Genomic DNA, 17,847 nt, shown 5'->3' with positions numbered 1-17,847 from the left:
AAAATGCTATGTATCAACAACACTTTGGCTTAACTCAGTTACCTTTTACGTTAACACCTAATACGCAATTCTTTTTTGGGTTAACGCCGCATGTTGAAGCATTACAAGTGCTGCAAACTGCGATTGAGAATGGTGAAGGCTTTATTAAAGTCACAGGGGAAGTTGGCACGGGTAAAACATTGATTTGCAGAAAGCTGCTCAATGATTTACCGGAACAATACCATTGCGCATATGTGCCAAACCCTTATTTAAGCCCAGAAGAGCTTCGTTGGGCATTAGCGACAGAGTTGGGGCTTTCATTAGATGAGAACTTAAACCAGCAACAGCTAACGAGTTTAATTCAAAGCAGGTTACTTGAGCTTAATCAACAAGGTTTACAGGTCGTTTTAGTATTGGATGAAGCCCAAGCTTTGCCGAATGAAAGTTTGGAAACTTTAAGGCTATTTACCAACCTAGAAACAGAAAGCACCAAGTTAATTCAAGTGGTGTTGTTTGGCCAGCCTGAATTAGATGAACGACTTGAAGATAACAAGCTAAGGCAACTAAAACAAAGAATCACCTTTAGTTATAAATTAAGACCACTAGCGTGGGATGAAATCCAAGCCTATATCGACTACAGGTTGTCCGTTGCTGGTTATCAAGGTCATTCATTGTTTAATGACAAAGATGTGAAACTTATTGCCGCTGCAGCACGAGGGGTTCCTCGTTTGGTGAATGTGATTACTAATAAAGCGCTGTTACTTTGTTTCGCAGAGGGTGAAACTCGAGTTCATACAAAGCATTGTAAAGCGGCCATTGTGGATACAGAAGATGCTGAACCCTTGCCGCCTGCTCAGCAACAAGAACGATGGATTTTTTTATTACTACTTTTATGCGCTTCACTGGCGATGCTATATGTCGCTGATGTTGATTGGATATCGATGTTAAGAGAGTCAATATGAGCGTCATTAATAAAGTATTAAAAGATTTGGATAAGCGTCAGCAACAACATTCTGATGAGAGTCCACAAGGCGCAGAGGCCAACGGATTTCAGCGACCTGAAGTACAGTTTACTAGTCAAGTTAATATGGCAAAAGGGACGACTACTGACAGTGCAAGCTCTTCTAACAAAAGCTTGCTGATGTCGGTACTGATGTTAGTCGCGGTAGCTTTGTTAGGCATAATGCTGTATCGACAGGGAATGCAGCTGCAAAAATTGCAGCCATTGACACCTGAACGGGTTAACAACAATGCTTCAGTAGTGGTTAACCCTAATGAGAATTTAGCTGATGATCAGCCTATGGTTACGGCAGTAAAAAGCAGTGATGAATCTATCTCGCTGAGCCAGTCAGCGATAGCGGATGCGTCATTGTCATCTAATGAACCTACTGATGCCATGAAACAAGATGACGACAAGATAGCCGAAGAGGAAAGTGTCGTCGATAGGGATGTAAAACCAAAAAGTACTGACATCGCGGCGGTGGAAATTACGAAAAATGAAAGCAAGCAAGATATTGATAGGGCAGTAAAAGTAAATAAGGTTGAGCAAACTCAAACCAATGATTCAGGTTCAGTACAAGTCAGGTTTAGCCAAAACACTCGCAGTTCGGCCATTGTCGCTGATAACCAAAAAGAAACGGCCAATAATGTCGTTACAATCAATGAATCAAAGCCAACGAGTACAACGGCAAGAAATCGCGTTAGCGCGACAGCGAATAAAGGCAGCATGGCTGTCACTGAGGTAGTGTTATCTAATGCAGAGCTTGCACAAAAGAAATTTGATATTGCAGAGGTTGCAGAGCAGCAGCAAAAAGTAGATAGAGCCATTAAATACTATTACGAAGCATTGATGTTAGAGCCATCAATGCATCAAGCAAGAAAGCAGTTAGCATCTTTGTATTACGCGCTTAATAATTTGGGGCGAGCTGAGCAGATTTTGGCACAAGGCGTGGTTCAATTTCCTGAGGAAGTGGAATTAGCTATTTTAAAAGCCAAAGTTGAGAATGCGTCATTTAGTCCTGATAAAGCATTAGTCACCTTATCAGGAGTGAGTGATAACAGCGACTGGGCAAGGGATAAATGGATTTTACAAAGTGATATTGCCCAGAAAAATGGTCAATTTGAATTGGCAGAGTCGGCATATCGCTCATTAGTCGGACTGGAGCCTTCACAAGCGCGTTGGTGGATGGGATTAGCATATGCACTCGATTCACAACAAGCATATAAAGAGGCGGCAGAGACTTACCGTAAAGCGTTATCTTATCGAGGCTTATCAACTGGTGCTATGACGTATATAGAACAACGATTAATTCAACTTGAAGGTAGCCAATGAAACCAAAATTAAAAATGCGTTTAGGCGATCTTCTCGTTCAAGAACACATTATTACTGATGACCAATTAACCCAGGCTTTATCTGAGCAACGAAACTCAGGTAAGAAATTGGGACGCACATTAATTGATTTGCACTGTATTACAGAAGATCAATTGCTCAAGTTTTTATCTCAGCAATTAAACCTGCCGTATTTAGACATAAGCCGTTTATCGATTCCTTCTGAAGTCGTCAACCTTATTCCTGAAGTGCAGGCTAGACGCTATCGTGCGCTTGTGGTTAAGGCCACTGAAGATACGGTCACACTGGCCATGAGTGATCCTGCAGACTTACAGGCTATCGATAATTTAGAAGTGTTCGTAGCACCAAAGAAAATTACTATTGCGGTGACGCCTGAGCAACAATTACTGGATGCTTTCGATAACTTATATCGTCGTACTGGTGAAATTGCCAAAATTGCAGGTGAGCTTGAAGAAGAATATGCCGCTGATGACATGTTTGATTTGGCGAGCATTACTGACAGCGATAGCGATAACGAAACCACCGTGGTTAAGTTATTGCAGTCAATTTTTGAAGATGCAGTACAAATGCGTGCTTCGGATATTCATATTGAGCCAGGTGAAAAAGTATTACGGATACGCCAACGTATTGATGGCCAGCTGCATGAAAATACCTTAGATGAAGTTAATATTGCTTCCGCACTGGTGCTGCGTTTGAAGTTAATGGCTGGTTTGGATATTTCAGAAAAAAGAATGCCACAAGATGGCCGTTTTCATATTGAAATCAAAGGCCATAAGATTGATATTCGTATGTCTACCATGCCAATTTATCATGGTGAATCTGTGGTGATGCGTTTACTAGATCAATCAGCCGGCCTACTGACGTTAAATGAAACGGGTATGCCTGATCATATTTTGCAACGGATCAGAAAACAGATTAGACGTCCTCACGGCATGCTCTTGGTAACAGGGCCAACAGGTAGCGGTAAAACCACAACCTTATATGGCATTTTAAGTGAGCTAAATACGCCTGATACGAAAATTATTACTGTTGAAGATCCGGTCGAGTATCAGTTACCTCGCATTAACCAAGTACAAGTTAATCATAAAATTGGTTTGAATTTCTCTAACGTATTAAGAACAACGCTTCGTCAAGATCCCGATATCATCATGGTCGGTGAGATGCGTGACCAAGAAACGGTAGAAATTGGGTTAAGGGGAGCATTAACCGGTCACTTTGTATTATCGACCTTGCATACCAATGATGCGATTACCAGTGCATTACGTTTACTGGATATGGGGGCGGCAAGCTATTTGGTTGCGAGTGCATTAAGAGTGATTATTGCCCAGCGACTCGTTAGGCGTGTATGCTCAAATTGTATGACGGATCATCAACCTACAAGCTCAGAATTAGCCTGGATTAACACGATTGCTAAAAAAGATTTTAGTGCTGCGAGTTATAAAATAGGGACAGGTTGTCAAAGCTGTAACGGTTCGGGTTATCGTGGTCGTATTGGTATTTTTGAAATTCTTGAACTTGATGACGATATGGTCGATGCCATGCGTACAGGAAACCCGCAAGACTTTGCTCGTGCTGCGCAAAAAAGTCCGACCTTTGTGCCATTAGCTGACTCGGCCTTTGAGTACCTTTATAACGGCATGACAACCATCGAGGAAGTTGCCAAATTGGTAGAAGATGTCAGTGAAATACCAGGCACTGAAACCCTGCCTGCAGATATGGGTATGGGGAGCTAAGTATGCCAACTTACCGGTATCGAGGTCGGAATAATCAAGGCGCAGCCGTAGAAGCCTTTATTGAATCAGCAAATGAAAGTAGTGCTGCTGATGCTTTGATGTCTCGAGGCATCATTCCCCTTGAGCTGCGTGAAGTTAAACAATCTCAGCCATTTAAATTGGGTAGCCTTTTTGCAAGCAAAGTCTCGCTTGAAGAGTTGCAAATTTTTACCAGACAGATGTATTCATTGACTCGATCTGGCATTCCAATTCTGCGGGCGATAGCGGGGTTAGCTGAAACCACGCATTCTCAGCGAATGAAAGATGCTTTAAATGATATCTCAGAGCAATTAACGTCTGGTAGGCCCCTTTCTGCGGCAATGAACCAACACCAAGATGTGTTCGATTCATTGTTTATCTCGATGGTTCATGTGGGTGAAAATACCGGTAAGCTGGAAGATGCATTTATTCAATTATCTAGCTATATAGAACGTGAACAAGAGACTCGACGTCGAATAAAATCGGCAATGCGTTATCCTATTTTTGTATTAATTGCGATTACCATCGCCATGGTGATCCTCAATATCATGGTCATCCCCAAGTTTGCAGATATGTTTTCACGGTTTGGCGCTGACTTACCTTGGGCAACAAAAATTTTAATCACCACTTCAAATGTATTCGTAAATTATTGGCATGTCATGTTAGTTGCTGTGGTTGGTGCAATTATTGGGATTAGATATTGGCATCATACAGAAAAAGGTGAGCGACAATGGGACCGGTGGAAACTGCATATCCCAGCTGTAGGCTCAATTATTGAACGTTCAACGCTTTCTCGGTATTGCCGAAGTTTTTCGATGATGTTGGGAGCAGGTGTGCCTATGACCCAAGCGTTAAGCTTGGTTGCCGATGCCGTTGATAATAGCTATATGCACGACCGAATTGTGGCAATGCGTCGAGGTATTGAATCAGGTGAATCAATGCTGCGGGTATCTAACCAAAGTGGACTGTTTACTCCGTTAGTTTTGCAAATGGTGGCTGTAGGTGAGGAAACTGGGCAAATCGATCAGCTGTTGAATGACGCCGCAGATTTTTACGAAGGGGAAGTTGATTACGACTTAAAAAACTTAACAGCAAAGTTAGAACCGATTTTAATCGGATTTGTAGCATGTATCGTATTGATCCTAGCACTAGGTATTTACTTACCTATGTGGGATATGCTGAACGTTGTTAAGGGTTGATTGCAAAATGCAAAAACAACAGAAGTCAGAAAGCGATCTCCTAAGAACCTACGGGCGTATTATTACGTTAACCTTAGTCTTGGTTATTATGGCCGTTATCGCCAGTAAGCACTTTTCGAGTGTTGAAAGTATTGGAACAAAGGGGCTACAGCTTGAGCATAGCCGCCTGTTATATGTGTTGGCTATGGTGAAAAGCCAATGGCTAAGCCAGGGCAGGCCCAGCGCACTTAAACTCAGTTGGGAAGATACAGGTGTTGGTTCAGCAAATCGACAGCTTGATGAGGTTAAGGTTCAGCCTCAAAATAACATTATTCAGATGTCGCCTCAGGGGTGGCCGCTATTAAACTCGAGTGATGAAGCAGGTTGTAGGGCATTATGGCAACAGCTAATGGCAAGTGATTTGCATGACATTAAAGCTGATGTTTTTTATCAAAAAGAGCCAGAAATTTGTCGCTTTACCACAGAGCAAAGTGGCAGCATCAGCTATCAAGCAAGCTCTGGGCGAGTGATTTTTTTAGAAGGCAGTGATTAAAATTTAACTATTACAACTGTTTAAATGTAGAAATGATGCTAAAATTTGTTTACATATAAGCTTTAGCTAGGTAACAATGGTCTTACTGCTGAGATGTTTATTCAATGTTTGTAAGGCGTAAAATAGGTATTTTAGATATGAAATTAAGACAGCAAGGCTTTTCATTAATCGAGCTGGTTATTGTTATTGTTATTCTCGGTTTATTAGCCGCAACAGCAATACCACGTTTTTTAAATGTTACTGAAGATGCGCAAAATGCCAGTATTGATGGTGTTGCTGGTGGACTCGCAACAGCAGTTGGCTTTGTACGTGCTCAGTGGGAAGTTGATGGTCGCCGCAATACGTCCGTTATTTTAGACGGCACAGTGGTGTCATTAGACACGCGATTTGGTTTCCCTACAGGAACAAGTAATACTGATGTCACCGCTATGACAGATGCTACGTGCCAAGAAGTGTTTAATAACGTTTTACAAAGTGCGCCTCGTAACGTGATTTACAATGAAGATGCTCGTGAGCAACGCTACACGGTCAGAGTGCAAAATGGGGTTGGCGGTTCAGCCACGTCTATTGATGGCACAACCGTCACTGGAATTGACTTATGTGTTTACCACCAAGTAGCGTCTTTAACATTAAATCAAAATTCCGGCGTTCCTTCACCCGCTCCTGACTTGTCTACTGCAGGTGCGAAGGGTGTGACATATAACCCTGGTACTGGGCAAGTGCTTAGTTTCAGCAATGACTAGATTTTATTAATTGTTTGTCAATGAAGGTTTTCAACATTGCCAAACTAAGAGTAACAATTAAAGTCGCAATATAGCGGCTCGAAAAACAACCACAAAATATGGAATGTTGAGTGGGCATTTTACAAATGAACAGATGTACAAAATTCACATATTTGATTTAAATAAAGGGTCTACATTATGCAAAAGCAACAAGGTTTTACATTAATTGAGTTAGTTGTCGTTATCATCATCTTAGGTATTTTAGCGGTAACTGCAGCACCTAAATTTATTAACCTTCAAGGTGATGCTCGTGTATCTGCGTTGAATGGCTTAAAGGCTTCTTTACAAGGAGCAAATACGTTAATTTACTCTAAAGCTGCTTTAGCTGGTCAAGAAAAAGGAGATGATGAAACTGTAAGGATTGGTGGAACAGTTGCCGTTCCTATTACTGTCACAGCTGATTATGGTTATTTAACTGCAGATGTTTTAGCTGACTTTCAAAATGCATTAGAAGTAAGTATTGCTGAAGGCGATGATCCTACTGCTGATGGTTTAACTACTGATTGGATTGTTGATACCACAACAAATCCTGCAACTTTCTGGCAGGTGGGCGCTCCAGCAACGTGTTTCTTTACTTATACAGCTGCCGCTTCGGCTACAGCAGTTCCAACTTATACAGCAATTCCTGACCCTTCAGATTGTTAATAAGTAAATAAAATTTAAGCCCGCATTATTGCGGGCTTTTTTGTGTCTAAATATCAGGTTTTAAAACACTTTTGTGCTGTCGGTAACACACTATAAATCAACGGAATGATAACATTACCTTGATAAAAGAATATGCTCATGAACATTAATTATAGTGTCATCAAGAGCTGTCGTTGTTCTACTTTTTAGTGAAGGTTTTCAAATGCAAAAGCAACAAGGTTTTACACTTATTGAGTTAGTCGTGGTGATCATTATTTTAGGGATCTTGGCTGTGACCGCGGCACCTAAATTTATCAATTTACAAGGTGATGCTCGAGTTTCCACATTGCAAGGTGCGAAAGCTGCTATTCAAAGTGCCAATAGTTTAGTTTATTCAAAAGCGGCTTTAGCTGGTGAAGAAAAGAAAGATCCTGGCTCTGTTGATATTGGCGCAAGCAGTAATTTGGTGACAGTTTTTGGCTATGCTGAAGGTGATGCCGATGAACTTATTAAAGCAGTTGATATGTCTACTGACGACTGGGATATTACAGGAACAGGCGGTACGGTGAAAATTCAGCAAAAAGATGCACCAACTAATTGTTATATTGAATATACCGAAGCGCAAACATCAGGAAGTACTCCAACTTTCTCAAGTGGTATTTCTGACGGTAATGGTGGTTTTTTACCTATGCCTACAGCGGCTGACTGCTAACATTCGTTTGTAAATAAAAGGTCTGCATGCAGGCCTTTTTTATTGTCTGAAATATTCTCCTCTATGTCGTGTTGTTACCTTTGAAACATCATTGCTAAAAAGTATTTTTAATAAAGGATATCAAGACGTTTATGTTATATTTTGCCATACTGTGTATAGGAAAATGTAATAAAAGGCGTTAACCGTTCGGATGCAGCACAATCAGAGTAAACGATACGCTTCAGGCTTTTCACTTATTGAGCTAGTCACTACGATTTTAATTGTAGGGATTCTTGCTGTGTTCGTCATACCCAAACTGATACCTGAATCGAGCTACAGTGCCTACACTTTGAGAAATGAATTTATAAGTGAACTGAGGCAGGTTCAAATTAAAGCGCTTAATAATAGTGATCGGTGTTATCGCATCACTGTCGATTCAGACGGTTATCAATTAACAACCTATAGTCATAACATTAATGCGTCGTTTGCGGGGTGTGTCCCAGCCCAGCTGATACGAACCGATTTAAAGCAAACCTTTAATGGTGGTGCGTATATTGAGCTTGCGAGTAATTCCAGTACCAGCTTTAGCATGGATTTCGATAATTTAGGCCGCTCAACATTGGCTTGTACTGGTAGTTGCTTTGTCGTTGTTGCTGATGAAAGCCTCACTATAGCCATGGAATCCGAGGGATATATTCATGGTTTATAAATGTCGAGGCGGAGGGTTTACGTTAATTGAGCTTGTTATTGGCATGCTGGTGCTTAGTATTGCCATCGTGATGTTGACGTCGATGTTATTGCCACAGGCTGATCGGGCTGTTGATACATTATCACGGGTTCGCTCTGCTGAACTTGCTCATTCAGTGATGAATGAAATCTGGGGTAAACGTTTTGATGAAAACACGAACTCTAATGGCGGTATTCCAGCGTGTAATTCCCCTTTAGGTGCCAGTTGCTCTTCTACACTTGGACCTAATGGCGAAAATCGCAATGACTTTAATGATGTCGACGATTATCACGGACTCAACATTAACAGCACCATGCTTGATTCTAGCCAGACCTATGCAGATGTTTATATTGGCTATCAGATGTCTGTCAATGTGGAATACGTAAATGGTCAAGCGCAAAAGCTGATTACCATTGATGTCACTACGCCTTCAAGCGAAGTTATTACTTACCAAGCGGTAAGGAGTAATTATTAATGAAGCAAAATGGCAAGCGTTATTCGAAGATGAAGCAAGCGGGTTTTACCCTGGTTGAAATGGTCACGGTTATTATCATTTTGGGGATTTTAGTGGTTGGGGTCAGCAGTTTCGTCATATTCGGAACACGTATTTTTGTTGAGTCGAGCTCGATTGACCAAGTCTTGGGGCAAAGCCGATTTGCTATGGAAAGAATGACGAGGGATATACGCAATTCAGTTCCCAACAGTGTCAGAATTAGGACGGCCAATTTAGGTATTTTTCAGTGTATTGAATTGCTTCCGATTGAGGCAAGCAGTAGCTATTTAGATTTGCCTATTTATCCAGATACATCATCAACGACAGGCACCATTGTTGATAATAATATTAATGTCGCGTCAGGCGTGTTTGCGATTGTTTATCCTCTAGCGAATGAAAGTATAGGCGGCGTTAACGATATCTATCAAGCGAGCCGTAATAAACGTTTTGCGGTGCAATCAAGCAGCTCTGCCGCTGATAAAATAACATTAACGTTTTCAAGTTCTGTTCAATTTGCTGAAGAGTCGCCGATTAAGCGAATTTATTTTGCTAATCAGCCTGTGAGTTATTGTTTTGAAAGCGCAATTAATTCTTCGATTGTCAATCTATATCGTTATGCCAACTATGGTTATTTCATTAGCCAACCAGTGCCATCAAGTATGGGAACTGGGGTATTAATGGCTGAAAATATTACCAATAATTTGTTAGTTGAACCGGCGATTAAAGTCACTGAACAGAATTTAATGACGAATGCGATAGTCCACCTTGAACCACGCTTTAGTGTGAATGGGGAAACATTTAAATATCAGCATCAAGTGCAGGTGACCAATGTCCCATAACTATCGACTTAATCGAAAACCACAGCAATATGTAAACCTTGGTGCGAGCAAGCAAAAAGGCAGTGCATTAGTTATTGCGGTTTTTGTCATTATTGTGATGTTTTTATTAGCAGGTACCTTGATTCGGATGCTTGAGGATGGAGACGCATCAGTGAACGTTGAAGTCTGGGGGGCAAGGGCTTTATTTAGTGCCAATAGTGCTGCAGATGCAGAGCTAGCAAAGTTATTTCCGCTCTCTGGTGCTGTTGGTGTATGTAGCGCTAATTCAACTTGGACACCACCTAGCTCTGTCGGATTTCATGGTTGCAGTGTCACGGTAACTTGCACACCTATTAGTGTTGACGGAGTAACACAATATCAAATTATTAGTAATGCTGTGTGTGAAACAGGTGACTGTGCGGGTAATGCTGCAACGACAAGTTGTTTAAGGGTCAATCGTCAAGTGGAGGTTGAAGCTCGTGGTAATTAATAAACTTCAGTTACTAAAAGCCTTTATGGCAATAAACTTCCTCATTATTTCATTCAATGTTTTTGCTTTTGATGATATCGACGAGTCAGCAATTTGGCCTGCTGTTGCGCAGGGACATCACTCTGATAACGGAAGTGGCTGTAATAATATCAATAGTCCGCAATTAACAATTTATTCTGGCTCTAGTATCAGTGGCACAAATGGTGCTGATTTATCATATTGTTCCATTAACACGAATAGCGTCCCAAATGACAGTTGTGATACTGCAGCTGGCGGAAGTAGGGCATGTTCAATTTCAGGCAGTTCTATTCGTGGTTTAAAGATGAATGGTAATCAAGCCTTTAAAAGTAGTAATGGCTCTGCAGGCAGTATTGGTTTTTGTAATTCAGGAGATAATATTACCCTTGGCAACTCTGGTGATACTCAGTTTAATCAGTTAAGTTTTTTTTCTGATTGTACAGTGACCTTTTCCAGTAGTAATTCAGAATACCGCTTTAACTCTATACGAGCTGGTGGCGGGTCAGTTCTAAACTTTCCTGAAGGTGACTATTGGATTGGTTCCTTACAATTAGATGCACCAAGTAAAATAGTAACTAGTGGTTCAGTAAGAATTTTTATTGATAATGGTTCTCAAATTAATGGTGGAACAATTAACTCGCTCGCTGAATCAGGAGTACAGGTTATTACTTATAATGACCTAACCCTTAATTCTAAAAACCTAGATGGTCAATCTATTCCGAGTACCATTAATGCAGATGTTTATAGTGAAAATAGAATTACCATCAATTCAGGCGATATTAATGGACGAGTCACTTCAAAGTATCTAGTCATGAATGCTGATGGACGGATAAATGAACCCATTGAACCAGTAGTTTCTTTTCATATTCAATATGGTAAATCCACCTCTGGTAGCGTGACTTTTGATACGGCTTTTCCTGACGGTGTTACGCCTCTTGTTTTTTTAATGCCGACTATCGAGCAAACGAATACTAATAGTGATGGCCCAGCTTCTGTATTTTTAGATGGCACACCGACGACAACCGGTTTTAGTTGGTCTCAACAGGAGTCTCCGTCACCCGCAAGTCGTTATGTTGAATCTGTAGATATGACAGAAATTCACTGGGTTGCGGTGAATGCGGGAACCCATGATTTATCCAATGGTACTCAGCTTATCGCAGGAACAGTAGAGCTTGATACCGCTCTGATTGGCTCCAATAGTCAATACGTTAATGTGGCGTTACCAAGCACACAGAATGTTGTGTTGAATCAATTGCAAACTCAGGTAAATGATTGTTGGTTGACGAGCTTGTCGCAATTTAACAATACAGGGATCCGTTTAGCGATGGATACTTCTGAAGTCAGGAGTAATAACAGTCGGTGCCAGCCAGATAATTTAAATAATAATCAGATTCAGGCGGAAACGGTTGCTTATTTGAGCTTGCAATCAGGCAGTGGCTCAATTGTATTAAACAGTGAAAACCTCAATTATCATTTCGGACAAGCGCAGACTTTTACCGCAGGTAGTGTTCAAGACCTAAGTTACCAATGCGGCTTTACGACTGCGCTTGAAGGGTTTACTAATCCCCCCATCTTTGTCGCAGGAAAAAATAGTCGCCGTGGTGGTGATGGTGGTTGGTTAAGGCGTTGCCAATTGACAAATTCACTGGTGAGTATGGTGGTTGATGAAGATACCTACCGGGATACAGATCGTCGCCATATATGGGAAAATTATAGTTTTATCGCCTTAGAAAAAGAAGAACAGGTGTTAACGTGTTTTAATGATGACTTTCAGCGCAGTGATGTGGGAGATGATTGGGTCGTTTCTGAAAGTCGCGGTGGGTTTATTCCTTCTATTGTGAATAACCGACTTCGGATAACCGAAGCTGCTGGAAATCAGGCTACGTCTTCGACATATCAGCGACTTTTCCCTGCCGCAGGAAACTTAGTGACCATTGAGTTTGATCATTATGCCTATGGGGGTAGTGGTGCTGATGGTATTGCTTTTGTGTTATCTGATGCTTCAATTACTCCTCAGCCTGGTTCATATGGTGGTCCATTAGGCTACGGTGCTCGTTCGAATGTCGACGGTTTTGCGGGCGGTTGGTTGGGTTTTGGTATTGATGAGTATGGTAACTTTTCTACCGAAGGAGGCCCTGGTGGACCTGGTAGAAGACAGCAGTCTGTAGCAGTTCGTGGCTCAGGTTCGGGGACTAGTGGTTACGATTATCTACGTGGTACCTGTAATAATGGGCAAGATAACCCTAGTGGAGGTTGTTTATCGCCTACGGTTGATAATAATGAAAATGCAAATCATCGTTACCGTATAACCGTTGATTCTCAGGTCGCTGGCCAATCAATGGTCAGTGTTGAGCGTGACACTGGCAATGGCTACGAAATGCTCATTTCTCCTTTTGATGCTGCATTAGAACCTAATCAGTCAGCTGTCCCTACTGATTTTTTACTTTCATTAACAGGTTCTACTGGCGGGGCAACTAATAACCATGAAATTGATAATGTTGAAATTTGTGCGCTTGATTCCAACCCAATAGGGGTTGTCATTGACCATTTTGAATTCACTCATACTGGTGCAGCCTTAACCTGTAATGCAGAGCCCATGACATTAAAAGCTTGTGCGAATGCAGACTGTACTCAAACAGTTCCGGATTTTGTTACTGCAACATTGAGTCCTGCAACAATAGCTACTGGTGGCGGCTGGATTGGCGGTAACGTCGTTAGCTTTAGTGGTGGAAGTACCAATTTAGAGTTAAGAAATAATACCGCTGGTTCAGTGACTGTGGATGTAACAGGTTCAACCCCTGGAGCCAAACCATTCAGTACCACTTTATGTAGTATCGCAGGTAATACTCCTACGGCTGCACAATGTACGTTTAATTTTGCAGATAGTGGCTTTATTTTTGATGTGCCGGATAAATTAGCGAATAAACCCACTGGGATGATAAATATCTCCGCAGTAGAGAAAGATAGCGAAACGCTGGAGTGTGTTCCTCAATTTGCCGATGTTACCAAGAGCGTGGGATTCTGGAGTGATTATATAGAGCCTAGTACCGTTATCTCAGGCCAAAATGTCTCTGTGACAGGGGCTGGTACTGCAACGAGTATTGGTACAAGTGTTGGCACACGAACGCCAATTAATTTGGATTTTGACAGCAATGGTGTTGCAGAAATTGACGTAAATTACCCTGATGCGGGCGCTATCCAACTTAACGCGCAATACGACGGAACAGGTGATGAGGATGGCCTTGTTATGGTCGGGGCTGACACATTTGTCAGCTTCCCTGTCGGATTATGTGTTAGCCCAGTTGATGCTGCTGCGAGTTGTCCTGCCGGAAATCAGACTTGCGCCGTTTATAAAAAAGCGGGCGAAGAGTTTGAATTAACGATTCAAGGTATGGCGTGGGAGTCAGATGGAGATAGCGATTATTGCGATAACCTTGCAACACCAAATTATGCTCATGCAGGAATGACACTCGCAAGTTCCCTTGTAGCACCATCTCCAGGTATCGAAGGTGATATTGGCTTAAGCAGTTATGATCATCTTGCAGCAGCAAATAACAGCAACACGATTACTCAATCAATCAGTGAAGTGGGTGTATTTGAGTTTACCGTTAAGTCAGATTCAAGTTATTCAGGCTCGAGCTTTTATGATATTCCATTGGCGAGCTCAGGTAATATAGGCCGCTTTATACCCGATAGGTTTGCGATTAGTGGTGTTAGCGTATTACCAGCGTGTACTGTATTTAATTATATGGATCAGCCTTTTTCAATGGCGATGAATATTTCTGCATTTAACATTGGCTCAGATGTCACGGAAAACTATCAAGGCGACTTTGCTTTTGCCACGGCGATATTGGTCGGGGAAAACAGTGATGATGGTGATGATAAGCGAAATCGTTTAAGTGCTTTACCAGTATCTGCTAGTTCATGGAGTGCTGGAGTGGCCACAGTTGATAGCAGTTACATGGCCAGCTTATCCCGATTGGCTGCCCCTAATAAAGATGGGCCATTTGAAGATATGGATATCGGTGTGGTTATGGTCGATAACGATGGCGATAATAGCTTTGTGGCAGATCCTGACATGAATGCTGCTACTGCTGGTAGCTGTGGTGGCAATTGCGATGCTAAGCAAATCACAACCCAACGTTTTCGACATGGTCGAGTGGTGATGGATAATACCTATGGTGCAGAAAATGATACCTTGCAAATGCCCACTCGTGCAGAGTATTGGGACGGCGCTGATTGGAGTGTGAATATTCTGGATAACTGCTCCACGGTGACACCTGCCTTAGCTACACAAGTCGATGATTCAGTATTAGGCTATCAATTCGAGCCTAGTTTAACATCTGGGCAAACCATTGTTAGAACTGGGCAATCTTCGATGTTCGCTGCAGGTGAATTTACCTTACTTTGGAATGCGGTTATTACTGGAACTGCTGCTGACTATCGTGGGCAAGTCACAGCACCACTTATCGTGCCTGAATGGTTACAGTGGTATTGGAACTGGGATAATGCTTCAACGACGACATTATATGATCCAAGAGCCAGTGCTTATTTTGGCCGTTATCGTGGTCACGATCGAATTATCTATTGGCGTGAAAAACGTTAATAGGCAAGTAGAAGCCGAGTGGTTATGAGTCAGTATTGAGCGTGAGGTCGTTCACTATGTCAAAAAATGTTGAAAGCGCGTTTTTTTGACACTAGATTGCCTTAAACATGCTGCTGTTTTTTTGCTCGAATAGTTGGTGTTTTTCTGCGCTGATGGATTAATTTAGCATTATTGTAAAAAAAACACCTAGATTAGCGATTGTTAACCTGTTCGGTCTTGTGGAAAACCAGTGGCATTGATAAAGTTACCTGATTTTTCTTTTTTCTGATGTTACAGAATACAGGCTAGATACATGTTCAAAAAGCTGCGTGGAGTTTTTTCAAACGACCTATCGATCGATTTAGGTACGGCAAATACATTAATTTACGTTCGTGACGAAGGTATCGTGTTAAACGAACCATCGGTGGTAGCCATCCGTGGCGAACGTGGCAGTAGCGGACAAAAATCAGTAGCTGCTGTGGGAACAGATGCAAAGCAAATGCTAGGTCGTACACCTGGCAATATTCAAGCTATTCGTCCAATGAAAGACGGTGTTATCGCTGACTTTTATGTGACAGAGAAAATGCTGCAGCATTTCATCAAGCAAGTGCATAACAATAGCTTTTTCCGTCCAAGTCCACGTGTGCTTGTGTGTGTACCGGTAGGTGCAACCCAAGTTGAGCGCCGTGCGATCCGTGAATCAGCCATGGGTGCTGGTGCACGTGAAGTTTACCTAATTGAAGAACCAATGGCTGCGGCGATTGGTGCAGGCTTACCTGTTTCAGAAGCGACTGGTTCAATGGTCGTTGATATCGGTGGTGGTACAACTGAAGTTGCGATTATCTCGCTCAACGGTGTGGTGTATTCATCATCAGTGCGTATTGGTGGTGATAAATTTGATGACGCCATTATCAACTACGTTCGTCGTAATTACGGCAGCTTGATTGGTGAAGCAACCGCAGAGCGTATTAAACATACCATCGGTACTGCTTATCCAGGTGATGAAGTGCTTGAAATTGAAGTTCGTGGTCGTAACCTTGCAGAAGGTGTTCCAAGAAGTTTCACTTTGAACAGCAATGAAATTTTAGAGGCACTGCAAGAGCCTTTATCAGGTATTGTAAGTGCTGTTATGGTTGCATTAGAGCAGTCTCCGCCAGAACTGGCTTCTGATATTTCAGAGCGTGGCATGGTGCTGACAGGTGGTGGTGCATTATTACGCGATTTAGATCGTTTATTAATGCAAGAAACTGGCATTCCTGTCATGGTTGCTGATGATCCATTAACGTGTGTTGCTCGAGGTGGCGGTAAAGCCCTTGAGATGATCGACATGCACGGTGGTGACTTATTCTCTGAAGAGAACTAAAGAGCGAAACAACGGCGGTGTTTATTCTGACAAGTATGTTAAGAGTGTCACCGCCTACATATTATGAAACCCATTTTTGTTCGTGGTATATCGCAACAATTTAGATTAACACTGGCAATATTTTTGTCGGTGGTGTTGCTTATCGCCAATGATCGTCTAGATCCCATTCGTCAGTCCATTTCCTCAGTTTTAAGTCCCTTACAATATTTAGCGAATGTCCCCGGTTTATTGTTGGATTGGTCAGCTGACTCCATCGCTACGCGAAATATGTTGGCGATGCAAAATAAAGAATTATTGCGTCAACAACTTATGATGTCTGAGCGATTACAGCGCTTTGAACATTTACGTCAAGAAAACGAACGCCTTCGGGCGTTACTCGGCTCTCCAGTGCATATGGATGCTCGAAAAGTGGTTGCAGAAGTCATGGAAGTGGCAAGTGATCCCTTCAGGCATTATGTCGTGTTAAATCACGGTGCACGTACAGGGGTTTTTGTCGGCCAGTCTGTCGTTGATGCCCAAGGGGTTGTTGGACAGGTGATTGAAGTCAGCGAGCTGACGAGTCGGGTGTTATTAGTAACTGATCCTACTCATGGGATCCCTGTTCGAATTACCCGTAATGATGTTCGCGCCGTAGCACAAGGCACTGGGGATATCGACGAAATTGAATTGCGACATGTTGCCAAAAGTACCGATATCGTAGTTGGTGATTTACTGGTTACATCAGGACTTGGGAATCGTTTTCCAGAAGGCTATCCTGTCGCACGAGTGATGACAATTTCACGGGATGCTGGGCAAAGTTATTCGGTTGTTTCAGCTCAGCCATTAGCGGCACTTGATAGGATCCGTTATGTGTTGCTCATATGGCCTGATGATGGCACACAAGAGCAAGTTGATCCTGCTACCATGGTGAACGAGGCTGAACTTGATATTGAATCAGCGGAAGATGAGGTAAGCCAATGAGTGCGCATATCGCCAATGGCCGCTTTGTCGTGCTAGTGACCATATTTATTGGCATGATGTTTCAGATTATGCCGTTACCCAAAATCGTCGAGGCGTGGCGTCCTGATTGGTTATTGATGGTAATGATCTATTGGGCAATGGCATTGCCACATCGCTATAGTATTTTAACAGCTTGGGTATTAGGAGTATTACTGGATGTGCTACTAGGTGCAACCTTAGGTATTCGTTCACTTGCTTTTTCGATTGTGATTTATGTGATTGTAATGCAATCACAACGATTACGTAATTTTACTCGCTGGCAGCAGTCTATTTTGGTCGCTATTTTTATTTGCCTGTATCATTTTATTATTTACTGGGTTGAGTTTGTAGTGAACGGCGTGGCATTTGATTGGTCAATGTTTTTGCCTGCAGTGTCCAGTATTTTCATGTGGTGGTGGGTATTTTGGGTTTTGCGAAATATTCGTCGCCGATATAAGGTCCGTTAA

General features: G+C 42.1%; 16 protein-coding genes. All 16 read left to right on the top strand.

The window, feature by feature from the left end; all coding sequences use genetic code 11:
• Positions 1-8: 8 nt before the first annotated feature.
• The 16 genes from J8L86_RS13290 to mreD all read left to right on the top strand — a co-directional run bounded on the left by J8L86_RS13290 (position 9) and on the right by mreD (position 17,847).
• Positions 9-941, top strand: a complete 933-nt coding sequence (locus J8L86_RS13290; protein ID WP_211030768.1) for an AAA family ATPase — start codon at positions 9-11, stop codon at positions 939-941.
• Entirely contained in the window at positions 938-2,311 is a 1,374-nt protein-coding gene (locus tag J8L86_RS13285) for a tetratricopeptide repeat protein (RefSeq protein WP_211030766.1), read from the top strand. Before J8L86_RS13290 ends, J8L86_RS13285 begins: the two co-directional genes overlap by 4 nt.
• Positions 2,308-4,062, top strand: coding sequence for a GspE/PulE family protein (locus J8L86_RS13280; protein WP_211030764.1), 1,755 nt, complete (start codon positions 2,308-2,310; stop codon positions 4,060-4,062). The genes J8L86_RS13285 and J8L86_RS13280 overlap by 4 nt, the downstream gene beginning before the upstream one ends.
• A 2-nt stretch (positions 4,063-4,064) precedes the next feature.
• Positions 4,065-5,279 (top strand): type II secretion system F family protein, encoded by a 1,215-nt coding sequence (locus tag J8L86_RS13275; RefSeq protein WP_055022917.1) that lies wholly within the window; start codon positions 4,065-4,067, stop codon positions 5,277-5,279.
• A 7-nt stretch (positions 5,280-5,286) separates the two neighbouring features.
• Positions 5,287-5,811: a hypothetical protein gene (locus J8L86_RS13270; RefSeq protein WP_065109630.1), complete on the top strand. Its 525-nt coding sequence runs from the start codon at positions 5,287-5,289 to the stop codon at positions 5,809-5,811.
• A 137-nt stretch (positions 5,812-5,948) separates the two neighbouring features.
• The gene (locus J8L86_RS13265; protein WP_055022915.1) at positions 5,949-6,554 is read left to right on the top strand and encodes a prepilin-type N-terminal cleavage/methylation domain-containing protein; all 606 of its coding nucleotides are present in this window, start codon (positions 5,949-5,951) and stop codon (positions 6,552-6,554) included.
• Between the two features lie 177 nt (positions 6,555-6,731).
• Complete coding sequence (locus tag J8L86_RS13260; RefSeq protein WP_211030762.1) at positions 6,732-7,238, top strand: prepilin-type N-terminal cleavage/methylation domain-containing protein; 507 nt, start codon at positions 6,732-6,734, stop codon at positions 7,236-7,238.
• Between the two features lie 202 nt (positions 7,239-7,440).
• The gene (locus tag J8L86_RS21285; protein ID WP_065109631.1) at positions 7,441-7,929 is read left to right on the top strand and encodes a type II secretion system protein; all 489 of its coding nucleotides are present in this window, start codon (positions 7,441-7,443) and stop codon (positions 7,927-7,929) included.
• Positions 7,930-8,119: 190 nt separating this feature from the next.
• A complete protein-coding gene (locus J8L86_RS13250) occupies positions 8,120-8,617 on the top strand; it encodes a prepilin-type N-terminal cleavage/methylation domain-containing protein (RefSeq protein WP_065109632.1) in 498 nt (165 codons plus the stop codon).
• Positions 8,607-9,110: a type II secretion system protein gene (locus tag J8L86_RS13245; RefSeq protein ID WP_065109633.1), complete on the top strand. Its 504-nt coding sequence runs from the start codon at positions 8,607-8,609 to the stop codon at positions 9,108-9,110. The genes J8L86_RS13250 and J8L86_RS13245 overlap by 11 nt, the downstream gene beginning before the upstream one ends.
• Positions 9,110-9,967: a type II secretion system protein gene (locus J8L86_RS13240; RefSeq protein ID WP_211030761.1), complete on the top strand. Its 858-nt coding sequence runs from the start codon at positions 9,110-9,112 to the stop codon at positions 9,965-9,967. Before J8L86_RS13245 ends, J8L86_RS13240 begins: the two co-directional genes overlap by 1 nt.
• A complete protein-coding gene (locus tag J8L86_RS13235) occupies positions 9,957-10,436 on the top strand; it encodes an MSHA biogenesis protein MshP (RefSeq protein ID WP_211030760.1) in 480 nt (159 codons plus the stop codon). The genes J8L86_RS13240 and J8L86_RS13235 overlap by 11 nt, the downstream gene beginning before the upstream one ends.
• Positions 10,426-15,060 (top strand): DUF6701 domain-containing protein, encoded by a 4,635-nt coding sequence (locus J8L86_RS13230; protein WP_348772656.1) that lies wholly within the window; start codon positions 10,426-10,428, stop codon positions 15,058-15,060. Before J8L86_RS13235 ends, J8L86_RS13230 begins: the two co-directional genes overlap by 11 nt.
• A gap of 292 nt (positions 15,061-15,352) precedes the next feature.
• Complete coding sequence (locus J8L86_RS13225) at positions 15,353-16,402, top strand: rod shape-determining protein (protein ID WP_055022908.1); 1,050 nt, start codon at positions 15,353-15,355, stop codon at positions 16,400-16,402.
• Positions 16,403-16,465: 63 nt separating this feature from the next.
• Positions 16,466-17,362 carry a rod shape-determining protein MreC gene (mreC, locus tag J8L86_RS13220; protein ID WP_080914742.1) on the top strand — a complete coding sequence of 299 codons (897 nt, stop codon included), beginning with the start codon at positions 16,466-16,468 and terminating at the stop codon, positions 17,360-17,362.
• Positions 17,359-17,847 carry a rod shape-determining protein MreD gene (mreD, locus tag J8L86_RS13215; protein WP_055022906.1) on the top strand — a complete coding sequence of 163 codons (489 nt, stop codon included), beginning with the start codon at positions 17,359-17,361 and terminating at the stop codon, positions 17,845-17,847. Before mreC ends, mreD begins: the two co-directional genes overlap by 4 nt.

This window comes from Shewanella sp. MMG014, assembly GCF_018100775.1.
In the GTDB taxonomy this organism is placed as follows: Bacteria; Pseudomonadota; Gammaproteobacteria; order Enterobacterales; family Shewanellaceae; genus Shewanella; species Shewanella japonica.
This window is presented reverse-complemented; position numbering and strand designations above follow the sequence as displayed.